The sequence below is a fragment of the Gottfriedia acidiceleris genome (assembly GCF_004138285.1).
Classification (GTDB): Bacteria; Bacillota; Bacilli; order Bacillales; family Bacillaceae_G; genus Gottfriedia; species Gottfriedia acidiceleris_A.
Window position 1 is genome coordinate 237,725 of the sequence record NZ_SCFN01000001.1, and the last position, 19,811, is coordinate 257,535.

Below are 19,811 nucleotides of genomic sequence, written 5' to 3' on the forward strand. Positions count from 1 at the left end.
AAGAGGAGAAGGTATGGCATCTTCCGTTTATATTCATATACCATTTTGTCAGCAGATTTGTTACTACTGCGATTTTAATAAATTTATGATGGACCGTCAGCCGGTTGATCAATATTTAGAATATCTAGAGAAAGAAATTGTTGAAAGTTTAAAAAGAAATCCGATTATAGATTTGAAGACAGTTTTTGTAGGCGGAGGAACTCCAACTGCATTAACATTACCTCAAACAGAGCGGTTAATAGAAATAATTAATAAACATATTATTAAAGGGAAAAAAGAAATCGAAATGACTTTTGAAAGTAATCCAAATGAAATTTCAAAAGAGAAGCTACAGATTTTAAAAGATGGTGGTGTGAATCGAATTAGTTTTGGAGCGCAAACATTTGATGAAGGTTTACTTAAAAAGATTGGAAGAACACATTCACCAAATGAAATAGAAGAAGCAATTCAAACCGCCAAAGAAGTTGGAATTGATAATATTAATCTTGATTTAATGTATGCATTACCTGGTCAAACAATGGAACAATTCGTTGATTCTTTAGATAAAGCAATGAAGTTACCAATTCAGCATATCTCAGCATATTCATTAATTATTGAACCAAAAACGGTTTTTTACATAGAAATGAATAGGGGCAAGCTTAAACCAGCCCCAGAAGAAGATGAAGCGGCTATGTATGACTTTTTAATGAACTATTTAGAGAAAAAGGGTTTTCATCAATATGAAATCAGCAATTTTGAAAAAAATGGCTTAGAAAGTAAGCATAATCTTGTTTATTGGAATAATGAAGAGTATTTTGGATTTGGTGCAGGTGCTCATGGCTATATTAATGGAATTCGATATTCAAATGCTGGACCGTTAAAGAAATATTTTCAGTTGATTGATGATACTGGTGTCCCAATTGTTCATGAGCATACGGTAACGAAGCAAGAAAAAATGGAAGAAGAAATGTTTTTAGGGCTACGTAAAATGCAGGGAGTTTCGGAAAGAAAGTTCCAAGAAAAATTTGGTTCAAACTTTAATGAAGTATTTCCGAACGTAATTGAAAAACTAATGAAAGATGGATTAGTCGAGATGAATGGGGTATTTCTTCGATTAACCCACAAAGGGAAGTTACTAGGAAACGAAGTATTTCAAGCATTTTTACTTTAAAATCTGTAAGGGTGAAGAGCAAGAAAAGCGGATGAGATAAGGGACAATAGAATAGATATGATGTATTTAAAATTTCCTAATCCATTAATCATGCACTTCTTTATTCCTGCCTTTAACTTCTTGACATCGTATAAAGGATTTGTTAAGTTAATAATATATTTAGCACTCGCTAGATAAGAGTGCTAATAGAGGTGATAAACATGTTGACTGAAAGACAGTTATTGATACTACAAATTATTATCGATGACTTTATTCGCATGGCACAACCTGTTGGTTCAAGGAGTTTATCTAAAAAGGAAGGTATTTCATTTAGTTCAGCAACGATACGAAATGAGATGGCTGATTTAGAAGAACTTGGTTATATTGAAAAGCCTCATAGCTCTGCAGGTCGAATCCCTTCTGAAAAAGGGTATCGTTTTTATGTAGACCATCTGTTATCACCACAAATTGTTAATGACGATGATGTTCGTTCGATAAAAGGTATTTTTGCCGAGCGTATTTTTGAAATAGAAAAGCTTGTGAAAAATTCAGCTGATATACTATCTGATTTAACAAATTACACAACAATTGCACTAGGACCAAAAGTTTCTGAAAATAAGCTTAAAAATATTCAGCTTATTCCAATAGGATCTAATACAGCAGTATCAATTATTGTGACTGACACAGGTATTGTTAAAAATCGAACAGTAACTATACCACCTGGCGTGTCTATGAGTGATATTGAGAAAATGGTAAATATATTAAATGAGCGACTAGTAAATGTACCGATTCATCAAATAAATGACAAGCTTTATAAAGAAATTGCAATGATTTTACGTACGCATATTTCGAATTATGAAAGTGTTATTAAGATGATTGGTGGCACTATTGACGTACCGATTGAACAAAAACTGATTTTAAGTGGAAAAACGAATATTTTAGCTCAACCAGAATTTCATAACGTTGAAACAATGAAGGTATTGTTAAACATGATTGAAAAGCAAGATGAACTAAAAAGTATTATTCCTTTTGAACAGATGGGTTTAAGTGTCAAAATTGGTAAGGAAAATGAAAAGTCTGGATTAGAAAATGTAAGTATCATTAGCGCAACCTATTCATTGGGTGAAGATCAAATTGGTACAATCGCAGTATTAGGACCAACTCGAATGGAATATTCCCGAGTAATCTCATTAATGCATTTAATTACAGGACAATTGAATTTATTATTTTCATCTAAGGATGTTGAATAAATCCATTGTGAAAAGAAACAATGGATTACATATAAAAAAATAGGAGGTGAAGGTGACATGACAGAACGTCAGGAAGAACTTTTAAATGAAGAAGTAGTGAATGAAGAAACTACTGTTGAAGAGCCTTCAATCTTTACAGAAGAAAATACAGAAGAGAAAACTGACAATGTAAATTCTTCTGAAGAAGAGCTTCAAAAACTTCGCGCTGAAGTAGATGAGAAGGAAAATAAGTACTTACGTCTACATGCTGATTTCGAAAATTATAAACGTCGTGCACTTTTAGACCAACAATCTTTAATGACTTATCGTGCTCAAAGCTTAGTAACTGATTTATTACCAGTACTAGATAATTTCGAACGCGCACTACAAGTTGAAGCAACAGATGAGCAAACTGCTTCTTTAAAACAAGGTATGGAAATGGTTTACCGTTTGCTTGTTGAAGCTGTAAAAAAAGAAGGAGTAGAAGAAATCCCAGCACTTGGTGAACAATTCGATCCGAATGTCCATCAAGCTGTAATGCAAGAAAGTGATGATTCTAAACCATCTAATGAAGTTCTACAAGAATTTCAAAAAGGCTATAAACTAAAGGACAGAGTAATTCGTCCATCAATGGTTAAAGTTAACGAGTAATTAGTTAAGCGTCTATTTTAATCGCTAACATAAATATAAAATTTTTATTAAAAAACTAAAATATAACTTATGTAGATTTTAGGAGGAACATGCAATGAGTAAAATTATTGGTATTGACTTAGGTACAACTAACTCTTGTGTCGCAGTATTAGAAGGTGGAGAGCCAAAAGTAATTCCGAACCCAGAGGGTGGACGTACAACTCCGTCAGTTGTTGCGTTCAAAAATGGTGAGCGTCAAGTTGGGGAAGTAGCAAAGCGTCAAGCAATTACAAACCCTAACACAATCATGTCAATTAAACGTCATATGGGTACTACACACAAAGAAAACATTGAAGGTAAAGATTTTTCTCCACAAGAGATTTCTGCAATTATTCTTCAAAACTTAAAGGCATCTGCTGAAGCTTATTTAGGTGAAACTGTAACGAAAGCAGTTATTACAGTACCTGCATACTTCAATGATGCTGAGCGTCAAGCAACTAAAGATGCTGGTAAAATCGCAGGTTTAGAAGTAGAACGTATCATCAATGAGCCAACTGCGGCTGCACTAGCATACGGTTTAGATAAAATGGATGAAGACCAAACAATCTTAGTTTATGACTTAGGTGGCGGTACATTCGACGTTTCAATCCTTGAATTAGGAGATGGAATTTTTGAAGTTAAAGCTACAGCTGGTGACAACCGTTTAGGTGGAGACGACTTCGACCAAGTTATCATTGATTACTTAGTAGCTGAATTCAAAAAAGAAAACGGTGTTGATTTAAGCCAAGATAAAATGGCATTACAACGTTTAAAAGATGCTGCTGAAAAAGCGAAAAAAGATTTATCAGGTATTACTTCAACTCAAATTTCATTACCATTCATTAGCATGGGTGCAGCTGGTCCATTACACTTAGAGTTAAACTTAACTCGTGCAAAATTCGAAGAGCTTTCTCACAACTTAGTAGAAAGAACTTTAGGCCCAACTCGTCAAGCGATGAAGGATTCTGGCTTAACTGCTAGTCAAATTGATAAAGTAATTTTAGTAGGTGGTTCAACTCGTATTCCTGCTGTTCAAGAAGCAATCAAAAAAGAAACAGGAAAAGAACCACATAAAGGTGTAAACCCTGATGAAGTAGTAGCATTAGGTGCTGCAATTCAAGGTGGAGTATTAACTGGTGATGTAAAAGATGTAGTATTACTAGACGTAACACCATTATCATTAGGTATTGAAACAATGGGTGGAGTATTTACAAAGTTAATCGAGCGTAATACAACAATCCCAACAAGTAAATCACAAGTTTTCTCAACAGCTGCTGACAATCAACCTGCTGTAGACATTCACGTACTACAAGGTGAGCGTCCAATGGCTAATGACAATAAAACATTAGGTCGCTTCCAATTATCGGATATCCCACCAGCACCACGTGGAATTCCTCAAATTGAAGTATCGTTTGATATCGACAAAAATGGTATCGTAACAGTACGTGCAAAAGACCTAGGTACTCAAAAAGAACAAAACATCGTAATTCAATCTTCTTCAGGTTTAAGTGATGAAGAAGTAGAACGCATGGTAAAAGAAGCAGAATTAAATGCTGATGCAGATGCAAAACGTAAAGAAGAAGTAGATCTTAAAAACGAAGCGGATCAATTAGTATTCCAAGTAGAGAAAACTTTAAAAGATCTTGAAGGAAAAGTTGAAGAAGCAGAGGTTACGAAAGCTAACGAAGCTAAAGACGCATTAAAAGCTGCATTAGAAGCTGGTAACTTAGATGACATCCGTACGAAGAAAGATGCTCTTTCTGAAATCGTTCAAGCTTTATCAATGAAGCTTTATGAGCAAGCTGCTGCTGCTCAGCAAGCTGCAGGTGGAGCTGAAGGCGGAGCGAAACAAGACGATGTAGTAGACGCTGAGTTTACTGAAGTTAAAGAAGATAAATAATAACGAAAAGTGGAAGGCGTTTGGTCAGTAACGCCTGGAACTAGACAATAACGAAAAGTGGAAGGCGTTTGTTCAGCCCCGACAAGCATAAGAACGAGTATGGAAAAAGTTTGGTTTTTAACTTTTACCATACTTGGGCTTATGACCTCGAGGGGCTAACGCCTGGAACTAGACAATATATATATCTAAAACATTAAGGGAAGTCAAAGTCAGGGAAGCCTTGGCTTTGACTTTTTCTTTTTCTCACTTTAAGCAAGGATAAATTGGCAGCGATGATGAGTACTTGACGTAGTTCCCAATTTTAGGAATAAAGTATAAGTGCAACTACGCCTCTGACTTCGCCTAAAAGGCTCGTCAGTCGACGAGTTTACTTTATTTTCTTTTAGAAAAGCAAAGGATATGTTAAAATATTCTTTATGTGAAAGGAGCGGATTGTAACACTATGAGTAAACGTGATTACTATGATGTGCTTGGTGTGAGTAAAAGTGCATCACAAGATGAAATAAAAAAATCGTTTCGTAAATTAGCAAAAACATATCATCCGGACGTTAATAAAGATCCTGATGCAGCTGAAAAGTTTAAAGAGGTGCAAGAAGCATACGAAAATTTATCAGATGATCAGAAACGAGCTCATTATGATCAATTTGGTCATACAGATCCAAACCAAGGATTCGGCGGTGGCGGATTCGGAGGCGGCGGATTCGGTGGATTTGAAGATATTTTCAGTCAGTTTTTTGGCGGGGGCGGTGGACGTCGTCGTGACCCGAACGCACCAAGAGCTGGAGCTGATTTACAATATACAATGACGATCCAGTTTGAAGAAGCAGCATTTGGAATGGAAAGAGAAATTGAAATTCCAACAGAAGAAACATGTAATACATGTAGTGGTTCAGGTGCAAAACCTGGTACATCAAAAGAAACATGTAATCATTGTCATGGCTCAGGACAAATGAGTGTTGAACAAAATACCCCATTTGGACGTATTGTAAACCGTACGACATGTTCACACTGTCAAGGTACTGGTCAGATTATTAAAGATAAATGTAATACATGTCATGGTGCTGGCCGAGTGAAAACTCGTAAGAAAATCATGGTTAAAGTACCAGCTGGTATTGATGATGGACAACAAATTCGACTTTCAGGCCAAGGAGAACCAGGTAAAAATGGTGGTCCTGCTGGAGATTTATATATTGCATTCCATGTTCGTGAGCATGAATTCTTTGAACGTGACGGAAATGACGTTTACTGCGAACTTCCATTAACATTTGCACAAGCTGCATTAGGTGATGAAGTTGAAGTTCCTACTTTACATGGTAAAGTAAAAACGAAAATTCCTGCTGGAACGCAAACTGGCACTAGAATGCGTTTAAAAGGTAAAGGAATTAAAGATGTACGTGGATATGGTCAAGGTGATCAGCACGTAATCGTAAAAGTTATCACACCAACAAAACTAACAAGCCGTCAAAAAGAATTGCTTGAAGAGTTTTACAATATTGGCAAAGGTCAAAAAGACGATAAACACGATTCTTTCTTTACAAAGTTAAAGCGTGCAGTTAAGAATTTTGGCGAACAATAAGGAAGTTATTAATTCAGTACGTTAGTTAAGGTAAAAAGTGGAAACACTAAATAGAAGAAGTAATGTAAATGGCACCCTCTAAATCTGACTATGATTAGAGGGTATTGCCAAGTAAAGAAGAGAGTATGAATGGAGTTGGTAGTTTATGAAATGGTCAGAATTAAGTATTCACACTACACAGGATGCGGTTGAACCGATTTCTAACATTTTACACGAAGCTGGTGCAAGTGGTGTTGTCATAGAGGATGTGTTTGATTTGACGAAGGAGCGAGCACAGGTTTACGGTGAAATCTACCAACTTAACCCAAAAGATTATCCAGAGGAAGGTGTAATCGTTAAAGCATACCTTCCTGTGAATAGTTTTTTAAACGATACGATCGACGGAATAAAAGAAGCAATAAATAATTTAATTTCTTATGATATTGATTTAGGTAAAAATACATTTGCTGTGCATGAAGTAAACGAAGAAGATTGGGCTACTGCATGGAAAAAATATTATCATCCAATTTCAATCTCAGATCGATTTACAATTGTACCTTCTTGGGAAGAGTATGAAGTCAAATCATCAGACGAATTAATTATCGAATTAGATCCAGGAATGGCGTTTGGTACTGGTACTCATCCTACAACTGTTATGTGTATTCGAGCACTTGAGAAAGTTGTAAAACCAACTGACCGTGTAATCGATGTAGGTACTGGTTCAGGAGTATTAAGTATTGCAGCTGCTAAACTTGGTTCTACAAATATAGAAGCTTATGACTTAGACGATGTAGCAGTTCGAAGTGCAAGAGAAAACGTTGTATTAAACAAAGTTGACGATGTTATAAAAGTTGGACAAGGTAACTTACTACAAGGAATTGAAGGTCCGTTCCAAGTAGTTGTTGCGAACTTACTTGCTGAAATTATTCTTCGTTTCGTAGATGATGTTTTTAATGTTTTAGAACCAGGTGGAACATTTATTTCTTCAGGAATTATTGGTGCTAAACAAGAAGACATCGAAAGTGAGCTTAAACGAGTTGGCTTTGTAGTGAAAGAAGTATTACATTTAGAGGACTGGGTTGCAATTATTGCAAAAAAGCCAGAACAAGGAATGTAATATGCAAAGATATTTTATAGAAGAAACGCAGCTTCAAAATGATCTTGTTACAATAATTGGTGATGATGCTCATCATATCGCAAATGTTATGCGAATGAAGCTAGATCAAGAAATCATTTGTACAGTTCCAGGTTCATCAACTGTTCGTTGTACACTTACAAATATTTCTAGTGAACAAATAACTGCAGCTGTTGTAGAATATGTTGAGAATACAAATGAACTGCCAATATCAATTACAATTGCTAGTGGACTACCAAAAGGTGATAAATTAGAGTTAATCATACAAAAAGGTACGGAGCTTGGAGCTTTTGGTTTTTTACCTTTTGCTGCAGCTAGATCAATTGTTAAACTAGATGATAAAAAAGCTGGTAAAAAGGTTGATAGATGGCAAAAAATTGCAAAAGAAGCGGCTGAACAATCATATCGATTTATTGTACCAACTGTGGAACAGCCAGCATCTTTTCAACAATTACTTAACTCAATACAGTATTATGATGCGTGTATTGTTGCATATGAAGAAAGTGCAAAAACAGGAGAATCAGCAGGACTTGTTCAGACATTCCAGTCATTAAAGGAAGGCTCACGATTATTAGTAGTTTTCGGACCAGAAGGTGGTTTGTCAGATAAAGAAGTTGATCAGCTAGAAGAAAAAGGTGCTAAGCTATGTGGACTTGGACCAAGAATTTTGCGAACAGAAACAGCACCATTTTATGTTTTAGCTGCTGCCTCCTTTCATTTTGAATTAATGGGGTGAAGAAATGCCACAAGTAGCTTTTCATACATTAGGTTGTAAAGTTAACCATTACGAAACAGAAGCAATTTGGCAACTGTTTAAAGCAGCAGGCTATGAACGTACAGAATACGAGACGAAAGCTGATGTTTATGTAATTAATACTTGTACAGTTACAAATACAGGTGACAAAAAAAGTAGACAAGTAATCCGTCGTGCCGTGCGTAAAAATCCAGATGCAGTAATTTGCGTAACTGGATGTTATGCACAAACATCTCCAGCCGAAATCATGGCAATTCCTGGGGTGGATATCGTTGTTGGTACACAGGACCGTACTAAAATGCTTGATTATATCGAGCAATTTCGTGTAGAACGTCAACCAATAAATGGCGTAGGAAATATTATGAAAGCACGAGTTTATGAAGAGCTAGACGTACCTGCTTTTACTGACCGTACACGTGCTTCATTAAAAATTCAAGAAGGTTGTAATAACTTCTGTACGTTTTGTATTATTCCATGGGCACGTGGTTTAATGCGTTCTCGTGATCCAAAAGAAGTTGTAAAACAAGCTACACAATTAGTTGAATCAGGCTATAAGGAAATTGTTTTAACTGGTATTCACACAGGTGGATACGGTCAAGACATGAAAGATTACAACTTAGCAATGTTATTAAAAGATTTAGAAACAGTTGAAGGATTAAAACGTGTTCGTATTTCTTCAATTGAAGCTAGTCAAATTACAGATGAAGTAATTGAAGTTCTTCGTCATTCAAATATTGTAGTTCGTCACTTACACGTACCATTACAATCGGGATCAGATACTGTCCTAAAACGTATGCGTCGTAAATATACAATGGCTGAATTTGCTGAAAGAATTGAGAAATTACGCGAAGTATTACCAAACTGTTCAATTACATCTGATGTAATCGTAGGTTTTCCAGGTGAATCTGAAGAAGAGTTTATGGAAACGTACAATTTCATTCGAGATAATAAATTCTCTGAATTACACGTATTCCCATACTCTAAACGTACAGGTACACCAGCTGCACGTATGGAAGATCAAGTTGACGAAGAAATTAAAAATGAACGTGTACACCGTTTAATTGAATTATCAAATCAGCTTGCAAAAGAATACGCATCAATGTTTGATGGTGATGTTTTAGAAGTTATTCCGGAAGAAAAGTATACTGAAGATGGCGCAGAAGGGCTATTAATAGGTTACACAGACAATTATCTAAAAGTCGTGTTCGAAGGAACTGAAGACATGATCGGTAAAATTGTAAAAGTTAAAATTGCTGAAGCTGGTTATCCAGTAAATAAAGGTGAATTTGTCCGAGTATTAGAAGATGTAGCTGTTAACTAAGGATAATATAAATAAAAGGATAGATAATCTTGAGTTCATCTAGATTATCTATCCTTTTTTGTTCTATTTGCTGTTATTTGTCATTTGATAAGAAATTATAAATGTTTGCTTCTCCAGAACCATAAAGCGGATCTGATCCTTTTTTGCCATAATCAAACGCACTTTGTCTGATCGCTGCTGCTACCTGAGCAGGAGAATATTCTGGATGAGCAGCTTTAATTACGCCTGCAATACCTGCAACTTTTGGTGCTGCCATTGATGTTCCATGAAGATATGAATAACCATGCCATTTTCCGTCACTAAACTGAGTTGTTGCATTTGTACCATTTGGATTTGCAGCGTTTACACCTACTGGATATGTAGGATAAGTAGACAAAGTACGATACGTATAATCACGTTTATTTAAATAATTACCTGTTGGATTTTGACGATATAAACCATCGTATACAGGTCCATTATCTCCACCTGGTGCAGCTACGTCGATTACACTTCCATAATTTGAGTAGAAAGCAATACTATCGTTCGACCACTGATTAGATGAAGAAACGGTAATGACACCAGGGATTTGCGCAGGCGCAACACGTGAAGGACCTTTAATATCTAATCCGTAAGTAGTTTTCCAATAATCTTGCATATCGTGTATATTGTTTAAATCTTTTGAGTCATTACCCGCAGATACTACAACAGTTACACCTTTTTTAATCGCATATTGAATCGCTCGGTGATATGCCACCATTGAAGCTGATTCACCTTTTTCGTCTAAGTTATGTGCCATCCAGCGCCAACCACCGATTGACATATTGATTACTTCAACTCCATCGTTTGCAGCTGAAACAATCGCATCTGTTATCCATGATTGTTCAGCTCCGCCAGTTGCACCAAAAACGCGATAAGCACGAACTGTTAATTCTGGTCCAACACCCTTAACTTTTCCATTTGCAGCAATTGAACCAGCAACGTGTGTTCCATGACCATTTTTATCCCAAGCATCAGTTGTTCCAGGTACAAATGTTTTTGATCCAGCAAGATCAGCGTTAGCCTTTAAATCTGGATGACTAAAGTCAATTCCAGTATCGATAACTGCTACGACCGTTTTATGGTTTCCTTTATTTATATTATAAGAATCTCCATTATGAGTTAAATGCTGCATGTCCCATTGTTTATCCCAATAAGAGCTAGCATTTGTATCAAGATTTACCTTTTGACCATTTGGAGTTCCAGGAGTAAACTCAATCTTATCATCTGGGTCAGCTTCCAAGTATGCTTGAAGTTCTTTACCAGCTGATTGAATGCTTGTATCATTTTTAATATTAGTTAGAAATTCAGCATTAGATGATGAAACCTCAACAATTCCTATTTCTGAAATAACTCGTTCAACAGAACCTCCAGCTTTTGAAATTGTATCTGAGAAATTACTTGGTAAATTCCCTTTATAGGCTAAAACATAATGAAGCTCCTCAGGGGCAGCTTTCACTTGTTTAGTTTGTGTACCAATAAGTAATGAAAATGAAAGAACAGAACAAATCGAAAGCGCAGCAATTTTTTTCTTCATAAAATCTCTCCAATATGTAATATTTACGTAAAATACGTATCTAATCAAATTTTAATAAAACTGACTAATTAAGTTTGTCGAAATTTGAGGTGTAAAATACTGAATATTTCGACAACTAAAAACATAGACAATTTGCGTAAATTACATTTTATATTTACCCAAAAATTCCCTCAAACTACCTGTTATTTTATCTTTCACATACATACACACTATGATTATGGGGGTGATTGGATTGGCGGAAAAAGGTCATAGGCTACCTAAGGGAACTGATAACAATCATATACATGTTGCAACTAATTCTTATTTAGATACAAGTAAAGACCATTCTAACAAAGTTAATTTTGACCAAGGTGGTAGTCCTTATTTAGATACGAGTGAGGACCCTACATTACAAACAAATTATAATGCTGGTAGTCCATATTTAAATAGGTAAGGCATTAAACTAAAGAGAAGAAGGTAAGAAGGTAAGAAGGTAAAAGTAAGTAATAAAGCAGGGAATAGGAAGAGTTTTTCCTAACCCTGCCCTAAAATTGCAGGTTGAAAAAGGGAAAAGAATAAATAAGAAATGTTTTTTCAAATCCTTACCATTTCAAATCCCGTGATCCTGCTCTATTAATATCTTTACTCTCGATAATTGGTGATGAATAACCATTTCTTGCTATATTAATCATTGCTCGACCGAGTTGCTCTGATGAAGTAATTGAGTTCGGAAAGGCCTTTTTTAGGATTGGAAATAATGGTTTTGTTATGTCATAACCCAATTGATATAGTTTAGTTTTTGATTTTATATCTTTATGTGGAATAATTGCACCTGGTCGAAACATGTATGCAGCTTTAAACGGTAACTTTAACAAGTCATTTTCTGTTTTTCCCTTCACTCTAGCCCACATTGTACGACCTTTCTCAGTACTATCGGTACCTGATCCAGTGACATAAATGAAAGTCATTTGAGGATTCAATATTGATAATGTACGTGCGATGGATAATGTAAGGTCATATGTAATCTTACGATAATCTTCCTCTGTCATTCTAAATGATGAAACACCTAAACAAAAAAAACATGCATCAAATCCAGATAATTGACTTTCAATTGTAGATAAATCAAGCAGATTAGAATGCTGAATTTCATAGGATTTTTCATGTTGGATCCCTGTAATACTGCGACCAATTGAGTAAATCGAGCTAACAGAAGGATCTTGTAAGCATTCTCTTAATACACTTTGACCAACCATTCCAGTTGCTCCAAAAAGTAAAACCTTCATTGACTAACCTCCAAACTAATTAAATGATTTTATAGTAAACGTTTATTTATAAAACAAATAAGGCTAATAGCATCTTGTAGTGGAAACCAACCTCAACCTACTTAATTAATAATTATAAATATTGTTAGCTAATTGACAAACATTTTTTTTAACAACAAGATGAGCTAATCAAGTCGTTGATTAGCTCATCTTTATGACATATTTACAGACTCTTTCTTACTAAAAAACTGGATTGTAAAACAAAAAATAATAATTACAATAGAAAATAATAAACTCAACCAAATGCTTTGAAATTCACCTACATACGGCTGAACAATATAAGAAAGTATAATACTAATTACAATACTAATTGGAATGTAATTACCGACTTTACCCTTACTAAAGACAATAACCAAAATTGGAAATAGCAATGCGGAATATACATTTCCTGAGTAAAATAATAGTTCAATAATTTTTTTTGATTGAATAATTGTTGCAAAAAAGATGATTGCTCCAATAATCACAGATAGAAGATAAGCAAGTTTTATTTTTTTTTGATCATTTTTTATCTTGTGAAATGATTCTATTATATTGATAATGATTAAGCTAGCAAGGGAATGTAGAACCGCACCAAATGTAGATGTAATCGCATTAAAAGCACATAAAACAAAAAGTATGAAAAAAAATGGTGTTGTAATTTTATTTGCTAAACCAATTAATATTGATTGAATATCTGTAAATCCACCTGTGAATATAACGATAATAAAAAGACATGAAAATGAAAGTGGGAAAATACCCCATATTAACCCGGATATTGAGAATGTTAAAGGAAGCTTTTTCGATTCGATCATAAATAATCGGTGCCATGAAGTAATGTCAAAGAAAAACTGACCAAAACCAACTAATAAGCCTGAAAATAAAAAACCCCATAAATCGTAATGATCAATGACTAGCATGTAAGGATGGTACAATTTAATCCCATCATATACTGGTTGAACGCCCTCTTTTACGAAAAAATACAACGGAATTAAAATTGCCGCTGCAAACATTGTAATGACTTGGAATCCTGCTAATCCATGTATCATCTTTAATCCACCAAAACCTGCAAAAAGTACACAAAAGCATATAAAAATGATTATTTCTATGTACAACGGTAAATTAAAAAGAAAATGAAATAACGTAGATGCAGTCATCGACTGTATATATAATATGTGTAAACTAGTTAATATTAAAATACAAATCATAATCCAATAACCAAGTGGATGTAGTTTCTTCTTCAAATAATCTCCAATTGTTAAACCATCAGGGTACTCCTGTCGAACCTTTTTTCCAATAAAACTAAATACAAATAAAGCAATAGCACCTAAAAATGCATATCCGATTCCACCAAATACCCCATATTTAATCATTGATTCTGGCGAAGATAATATTGTAGTTCCTGTTACCCAACGTGCCAAGAGAGAAATAATTCCCATTCCCATTCCAATTTGAATAGGACCTTGTACGTATTCTCTAAATGAACGTGAATTCACTGTTTATTTTCCTTTCTCACGATACTCTTTTGGAGTAATGCCCTCAACTTTGCGGAATAAAGTACTAAAGTAATGCTGACTATTAAAGCCTGAGTTTTCTGCTACATCGGATATGTTCCAATTTGGATTATTTGTTAAATATCGCTTAGCTGCTTGTATTCTATAGTCTATTAAATATTCTGAAAACGATACACCGACTTCTTCGTGAAATTTTCTACTTAAATAAGTATGATTCGTGTGAACTTCTCGAGCTACGTCAGAAAGAGAAAGTTTTTCAGCGAAATGATCATGAATATATAGAAGAGTTTGATGTATTAAACTAGAATATTGGTTTGACGTATCGGTATCACTATATTTAGATAAAACTTTATATAACTCACTTTCTATGATTGGTTTTGTTAAATAATCTAGAACGCCAATTCGGATTGATTGTTGAGCATAATCAAAACTTTGATATGCTGTAACCATAATAATATCTACTTCTTTATTTTGTGCTTTAAGCTCTTCGCCAAACTCTAGTCCAGAACGTCCAGGTAGATTAATATCTAGAAATGCAATGTTAATTTTATGATTTTGATTAATTGTTATAGCTTGGCATGCATCAGCTGCTTTATAAAACTTCCATAATGGAAACATATTTTTTATTAAATATTCCATTTGTTCAAGCTCTAATGGTTCATCATCTACTAATAATACATTCACTTCATTTTCCCTCCTTTACTCTAAAGAGTCATATATAAGTGGCCAAACGACCTTAACATTTGTTCCTGATTCATTTGAAGTAATCAGTACATGTCCACTGTTTCCAAAATATAGTTGTAATCTCTTTTTTATATTGTCTAATCCATGGCCTTCTTGATTAGAAAAAGAATTAGTCATTCCCATTAAACCATTATCAATTACCTCTAAACAGACTAGCTCGGAATCTTGATAAAATCGAATGTGTAGTAAGGCCTCTCCAATCTTTTTTTCTAAACCGTGTTTAAATGAATTTTCTACTAAGGTTTGCAAAATAAAAGGGGGGACAAGCGCTTTATATAAATCTTTTGGACAATCTAACTGAGTTTTAAGCCGCTCTCCAAACCGTAGAGTTTGAATGTCTAAATAATATTGAGTATATTGTATTTCTTGATCTAACGGAATTAATGGCTCTGATGATTTATATTTAAATTTTAAAAATTGAGAGAAAGTTTCTAGAGCTCGGATTAATTCCGAGGTTCGATTTAAACGCGCTAAGCTTAATATGACATTAAGTGTATTAAATAAAAAGTGCGGTTGAATTTGCTGGTTTAATTTATTGTATTGAGCTTCTTGTAATGCATGCTCTAACCGAATTTCTCTATTTTTATTTTCAAGTAAGTCTATTCTTTTTTCAAAGATAAACAAAAATAATAAAGCAATAGCTCCCATAATAGGAGCTAAAATAAATAGCATAATTAGTAAAGTAAATCCCTCGTAACTAAGCATGAAGAACCTCAAATAGTTTTTTTAATAATATTTTTAATTTTTTCGAAAACTTTGTTTATAAAGAGCTGAATGAAGAAGAATGTTGATTTCAACTACAGTTGCTGGCATGCTATGGAACGAGAGCTGAGCTTCCCAATTTCGCTTTTAGAGGAGTCTCTAGCCTACTCGCATTTTCCATAAGAGCCTTAGAACATGTTGTGCCAATCAACATTCGATTTATTATCCAATTTTATAAGCATTTAATATTTTTAATAGAAGTAGAAGATAGGAATTTCCACATTGCAGGATCAATTCTCTTCATTTCCTTCACTTCACGCCTATAAGAATACTATTTAATTTATTATGTGACAAGCAACTTGATGATTTTGCTCAGATAATTTTAATTCAGGTACTTTTGTTTTGCAAATATCGATCGCGAAAGGGCATCTTGTGTGGAAACGACAGCCGCTTGGAGGATCGATTGGAGAAGGTACATCTCCTGTTAAGATGATTCGTTCTCTTTGATGCACTGGATTTGGCACTGGAATCGCAGATAATAGAGCACGTGTATAAGGATGCTGCGGATTTTCGAATATAGATTTTTTATCGGCAATCTCAACAATTTTTCCTAAATACATGACCATTACTCGGTCAGAAATATGTCTTACTACACCTAAATCATGTGAGATAAAAAGAAATGTAAGTGAGAATTTTTTCTGTAACGATTTTAATAAGTTTAATACTTGAGCTTGGATTGAAACATCTAGAGCAGATACTGCTTCATCACAAATGATTAGTTTTGGATCAACTGCAAGTGCACGTGCAATTCCGACACGCTGACGTTGACCACCACTAAATTCATGAGGATAACGCTCCATTGCTTCTGGTCTTAACCCAACATGCCCTAATAATTCTTCAATTCTAACTTTACGTTCTTCTTTTGGAACGACATTTTGAATTGCTAATGCTTCACCTAAAATTTGTCCAATTGTTTGTCTAGGATTAAGTGAGGCAAACGGATCTTGGAAGATTACTTGTAGATCCTTTCTTATTTTACGCATTTCTTTTTTTCCTAAGCTTAATAAATCTTTTTCCTTAAAATGAATGCTTCCACTTGTAGGCTCGTCTAATCTTAGAATGGCTCTACCAGTAGTAGACTTACCACAACCGGATTCTCCAACAATACTTAAAGTTTCTCCCTCATAAATGTGGAAGCTAATATCGTCTACTGCTTTTACGTGATTAACCGTTCTTCCTAATATGCCACCTTTAATTGGAAAGTATTGTTTTAAATGATCTACATTAAGTAGTATTTTTTTATCCACTAGTTGTAATGCCATTATTCAATCCCTACTTTCTCTTTGATGGTATGCTCTGTTTCCCATTGTGAAGTGTACATCCAACAGCTGACTTCAGTATTTTTATCAATTGTTTGTAAATCCGGCACTGATTGATGACAAATTGCCTTTGCATGTGCGCAGCGGAGTGCAAAACTACAGCCTTTAGGCATATTGAATGGACTTGGTACAGTACCAGGAATTGTTGTTAATTCATCTTGATCCATATCGAGACGTGGAAGAGAGTTTAACAACCCGATTGTGTATGGATGTTTAGGGCTATTAAAAAGTTCTTTTGCTGAAGTATATTCAACGATTCTTCCAGCGTACATGACAGCCACTCGATCGCAAGTCTCATAAACTACGCCTAAATCATGTGTAATTAATATAACTGCTGTACCGAGTTCCTTTTGAAGTGATTTAATTAATTCTAGAATTTGAGCTTGAATTGTCACATCAAGAGCGGTAGTCGGTTCATCTGCGATTAGCACTTCTGGATGACAGGCAAGTGCCATTGCGATCATAACTCTTTGTCTCATTCCACCACTAAGCTCATGTGGTTCTTGCTTTGCACGTTTTTCAGGAGAAGGGATCCCTACAAGTCGCAGCATTTCTACTGCTTTATCCCAGGCTTCCTTTTTACTTAATTTTTGGTGAAGACGAATCGCTTCTGCAATTTGTTCGCCAGCTGAATAAACAGGGTTTAAAGATGTCATTGGCTCTTGAAAGATCATTGAAATTTCATTTCCTCGAATGGAACGCATCTGTTTTTCAGTTTTTGCTAGTAAGTCTTCACCTTTAAAAAGAATACTACCACCAGTTATTTTACCTGGAGGAGAGGGGATTAATCGTAAAAGGGATAATGATGTAATACTTTTCCCACTTCCAGATTCACCTACTATTCCAAGTGTTTCACCTTTTTTTAATTTAAAGCTAATTCCATTAACTGCTTTGCTAATTCCATCTTCTGTATAAAAGTAGGTCTGCAGATTATTAACCTCAAGAATTGTTTCATCAATTTTTTTCATGATTGTACCTCCCTAATTCAAGTCAACTCGTTTATTAAAGTATCGGTATAGAATATCAACAGCTAGATTCATAAATACAAAGATGACTGAAGCGATTAATACGCCACCTTGAACCATAGGTAAATCTCTTGTTCTAATTGCATCAACTATTAATCTACCAAGTCCATTAATTGCAAAAACTGACTCTGTTAAAACGGTTCCACCTAGTAATGCACCAAACTGTAGACCGACAACTGTAATAACAGGGATTAGTGCATTTTTAAGACCATGTTTGTAAATAATGATATGTTCCTTTAAACCTTTTGCTCTTGCTGTACGCATATAGTCTTGACGAACAACTTCTAACATACTTGATCTAGTCATTCTAGCTACAATTGCAGCGCCACCTGCACCTAATGTTAATGCTGGTAGTACCATATGTTTAAACGTTCCCCAACCAGCAACTGGAAATATATGAAGATTAACTGAAAAGAAGTAGATCAGCATTAAACCAAACCAGAAACTTGGTAAAGAGATTCCTAGTAAAGCGACAATCATAATTGTAATATCAGCTGCGGAGTACTGTTTCGTCGCTGATATAATACCTGCTAGCATACCAAGTACGACTGTAATGAAGATACTAGCCAGTGCAAGTTCAATTGTAATTGGCAAACGAATCATAATCTCATCTAATACTGGACGATTATTTCGAAGCGATTCGCCAAAATCACCTTGAAGTACATGGTATACATAATCGAAATACTGAATAACGACAGGACGATCAAGTCCAAGTTGATGACGAATCATTTCGATTGTTTGTTTCGTAGCACCTTCACCAGCAAGTAGAGTTGCTGGATCTCCAGGAACCATCTGCATGATAAGGAAAACGACTAAGCTTACACCAAGTAAAACTGGAATAGTTTGTATAATTCTTCTGACAATAAATAGAAACATTTACTTTCCTCCTTATTTTTTCATCCTTGGATCAAGAGCATCTCTTAGTCCATCCCCGAAAATATTAAATCCTAAAACTAATGTTGAAATGGCAATACCCGGAAATAAGGCAATGTGGGGTGCAGTGAATAAATAATCACGTCCACTACTTAGCATTGCTCCCCATTCTGGAGATGGAGGCTGGGCACCTAATCCGAGGTATGATAAGCCAGCTGCTGATAAAATCGCTGTTGCAAGTTTTAACGTAGCTTGGACAATTATTGGTGAAAGAATATTCGGAAAAATATGTTTGAAAATGATTGTTGCATCAGTTGCACCTAATGAACGAATTGCATCTATATACTCAAGCTTTCTAACGGATAATGTAGATCCTCTAACGATTCGTGCAAACGTTGGTATTGAAAAGATTCCAACAGCAACCATTACATTAATAAGACTAGGACCAAGTGCACTAATAATCGCAAGTGCTAATAAAATTCCAGGGAACGCTAGTAAAACATCAACAACCCTCATAATAATTGTGTCGACCCATTTTCCGTAATAACCTGCTAATAACCCGAGAGTGATTCCGAAAATTGCTCCAAATAAGACAGATATGAAGCCGACAGAAATTGATAGACGACTTCCATAAATGATTCTGCTTAAAATATCTCTTCCTTTATCATCTGTTCCCATCCAATGTTCTAGTGAAGGAGTTTGCAGCTTGTTCATTAAATCAATTGCAAAAGGATCCTTCGGCGAAATGAGTGGTGCAAAAATAGCTACTAAAATATAAAAAAGTACTATATATCCTCCAACAAGTGCCAATTTATTTTTTTTAAACTTCTTATAAAATACTTTCCATCTTTTTAGTTTTTGAGATTCTTTTTTTTCTAATTTGATGTCATTGTTATTCAATACAACCTCTGGTTTCATTAATTTTCCCCCTTTTCTTTGTTTAAATTTATTCAAAATTGGAATTGAAGTAAATATAATGCGGAAAAGCAGTAAAGATAATTAAAAAACGAGTAAAGATTCTGAAAATATAAAATTTTATTTTTTTTTATAATT

General features: G+C 34.8%; 18 protein-coding genes. 9 read left to right on the plus strand and 9 right to left on the minus strand.

Features of this window, described 5'->3' with window-relative positions; translation table 11 throughout:
* Nucleotides 1-13 precede the first annotated feature (13 nt).
* From hemW to mtaB, 8 genes are all read left to right on the plus strand, one after another.
* Nucleotides 14-1,150 carry a radical SAM family heme chaperone HemW gene (gene hemW / locus EP747_RS01160; protein WP_129688146.1) on the plus strand — a complete coding sequence of 379 codons (1,137 nt, stop codon included), beginning with the start codon at nucleotides 14-16 and terminating at the stop codon, nucleotides 1,148-1,150.
* Between the two features lie 200 nt (nucleotides 1,151-1,350).
* Nucleotides 1,351-2,379 carry a heat-inducible transcriptional repressor HrcA gene (gene hrcA, locus EP747_RS01165; protein WP_129688147.1) on the plus strand — a complete coding sequence of 343 codons (1,029 nt, stop codon included), beginning with the start codon at nucleotides 1,351-1,353 and terminating at the stop codon, nucleotides 2,377-2,379.
* A 57-nt stretch (nucleotides 2,380-2,436) separates the two neighbouring features.
* Nucleotides 2,437-3,009 carry a nucleotide exchange factor GrpE gene (grpE, locus tag EP747_RS01170; RefSeq protein ID WP_056472839.1) on the plus strand — a complete coding sequence of 191 codons (573 nt, stop codon included), beginning with the start codon at nucleotides 2,437-2,439 and terminating at the stop codon, nucleotides 3,007-3,009.
* Nucleotides 3,010-3,103: 94 nt separating this feature from the next.
* Nucleotides 3,104-4,927 (plus strand): molecular chaperone DnaK, encoded by a 1,824-nt coding sequence (gene dnaK / locus EP747_RS01175; protein ID WP_129688148.1) that lies wholly within the window; start codon nucleotides 3,104-3,106, stop codon nucleotides 4,925-4,927.
* A 442-nt stretch (nucleotides 4,928-5,369) separates the two neighbouring features.
* Complete coding sequence (gene dnaJ / locus EP747_RS01180; RefSeq protein WP_129688149.1) at nucleotides 5,370-6,503, plus strand: molecular chaperone DnaJ; 1,134 nt, start codon at nucleotides 5,370-5,372, stop codon at nucleotides 6,501-6,503.
* Nucleotides 6,504-6,648: 145 nt separating this feature from the next.
* Entirely contained in the window at nucleotides 6,649-7,599 is a 951-nt protein-coding gene (gene prmA / locus EP747_RS01185; RefSeq protein ID WP_129688150.1) for a 50S ribosomal protein L11 methyltransferase, read from the plus strand.
* Between the two features lies 1 nt (nucleotide 7,600).
* Complete coding sequence (locus EP747_RS01190) at nucleotides 7,601-8,353, plus strand: 16S rRNA (uracil(1498)-N(3))-methyltransferase (protein ID WP_129688151.1); 753 nt, start codon at nucleotides 7,601-7,603, stop codon at nucleotides 8,351-8,353.
* Nucleotides 8,354-8,357: 4 nt separating this feature from the next.
* Nucleotides 8,358-9,692, plus strand: coding sequence for a tRNA (N(6)-L-threonylcarbamoyladenosine(37)-C(2))-methylthiotransferase MtaB (mtaB, locus tag EP747_RS01195; protein ID WP_129688152.1), 1,335 nt, complete (start codon nucleotides 8,358-8,360; stop codon nucleotides 9,690-9,692).
* 73 nt (nucleotides 9,693-9,765) lie between these two features.
* Here mtaB and EP747_RS01200 read toward each other — a convergent pair whose 3' ends face one another.
* A complete protein-coding gene (locus EP747_RS01200; protein ID WP_129688153.1) occupies nucleotides 9,766-11,244 on the minus strand; it encodes a S8 family serine peptidase in 1,479 nt (492 codons plus the stop codon).
* A 232-nt stretch (nucleotides 11,245-11,476) separates the two neighbouring features.
* On the opposite strand from EP747_RS01200, the gene EP747_RS01205 reads away from it, so the two are divergent.
* Complete coding sequence (locus tag EP747_RS01205; protein WP_129688154.1) at nucleotides 11,477-11,677, plus strand: hypothetical protein; 201 nt, start codon at nucleotides 11,477-11,479, stop codon at nucleotides 11,675-11,677.
* A gap of 148 nt (nucleotides 11,678-11,825) precedes the next feature.
* On the opposite strand, the gene EP747_RS01210 is transcribed toward EP747_RS01205, so the two are convergent.
* The 8 genes from EP747_RS01210 to nikC all read right to left on the minus strand — a co-directional run bounded on the left by EP747_RS01210 (nucleotide 11,826) and on the right by nikC (nucleotide 19,676).
* Entirely contained in the window at nucleotides 11,826-12,506 is a 681-nt protein-coding gene (locus EP747_RS01210; RefSeq protein ID WP_129688155.1) for an epimerase, read from the minus strand.
* A 191-nt stretch (nucleotides 12,507-12,697) separates the two neighbouring features.
* Nucleotides 12,698-14,017 carry a transporter gene (locus EP747_RS01215; RefSeq protein WP_129688156.1) on the minus strand — a complete coding sequence of 440 codons (1,320 nt, stop codon included), beginning with the start codon at nucleotides 14,015-14,017 and terminating at the stop codon, nucleotides 12,698-12,700.
* A gap of 3 nt (nucleotides 14,018-14,020) precedes the next feature.
* Complete coding sequence (locus tag EP747_RS01220) at nucleotides 14,021-14,719, minus strand: response regulator transcription factor (protein WP_129688157.1); 699 nt, start codon at nucleotides 14,717-14,719, stop codon at nucleotides 14,021-14,023.
* 15 nt (nucleotides 14,720-14,734) lie between these two features.
* Nucleotides 14,735-15,484 carry a sensor histidine kinase gene (locus tag EP747_RS01225; RefSeq protein ID WP_129688158.1) on the minus strand — a complete coding sequence of 250 codons (750 nt, stop codon included), beginning with the start codon at nucleotides 15,482-15,484 and terminating at the stop codon, nucleotides 14,735-14,737.
* 332 nt (nucleotides 15,485-15,816) lie between these two features.
* A complete protein-coding gene (locus EP747_RS01230; RefSeq protein ID WP_129688159.1) occupies nucleotides 15,817-16,803 on the minus strand; it encodes an ABC transporter ATP-binding protein in 987 nt (328 codons plus the stop codon).
* Nucleotides 16,803-17,828, minus strand: coding sequence for an ABC transporter ATP-binding protein (locus EP747_RS01235; protein ID WP_129688160.1), 1,026 nt, complete (start codon nucleotides 17,826-17,828; stop codon nucleotides 16,803-16,805). Before EP747_RS01235 ends, EP747_RS01230 begins: the two co-directional genes overlap by 1 nt.
* 12 nt (nucleotides 17,829-17,840) lie before the next feature.
* Nucleotides 17,841-18,761: an ABC transporter permease gene (locus tag EP747_RS01240; RefSeq protein WP_129688161.1), complete on the minus strand. Its 921-nt coding sequence runs from the start codon at nucleotides 18,759-18,761 to the stop codon at nucleotides 17,841-17,843.
* A gap of 12 nt (nucleotides 18,762-18,773) precedes the next feature.
* Nucleotides 18,774-19,676, minus strand: coding sequence for a nickel transporter permease (gene nikC, locus EP747_RS01245; RefSeq protein WP_129688162.1), 903 nt, complete (start codon nucleotides 19,674-19,676; stop codon nucleotides 18,774-18,776).
* Between the last annotated feature and the right edge of the window lie 135 nt (nucleotides 19,677-19,811).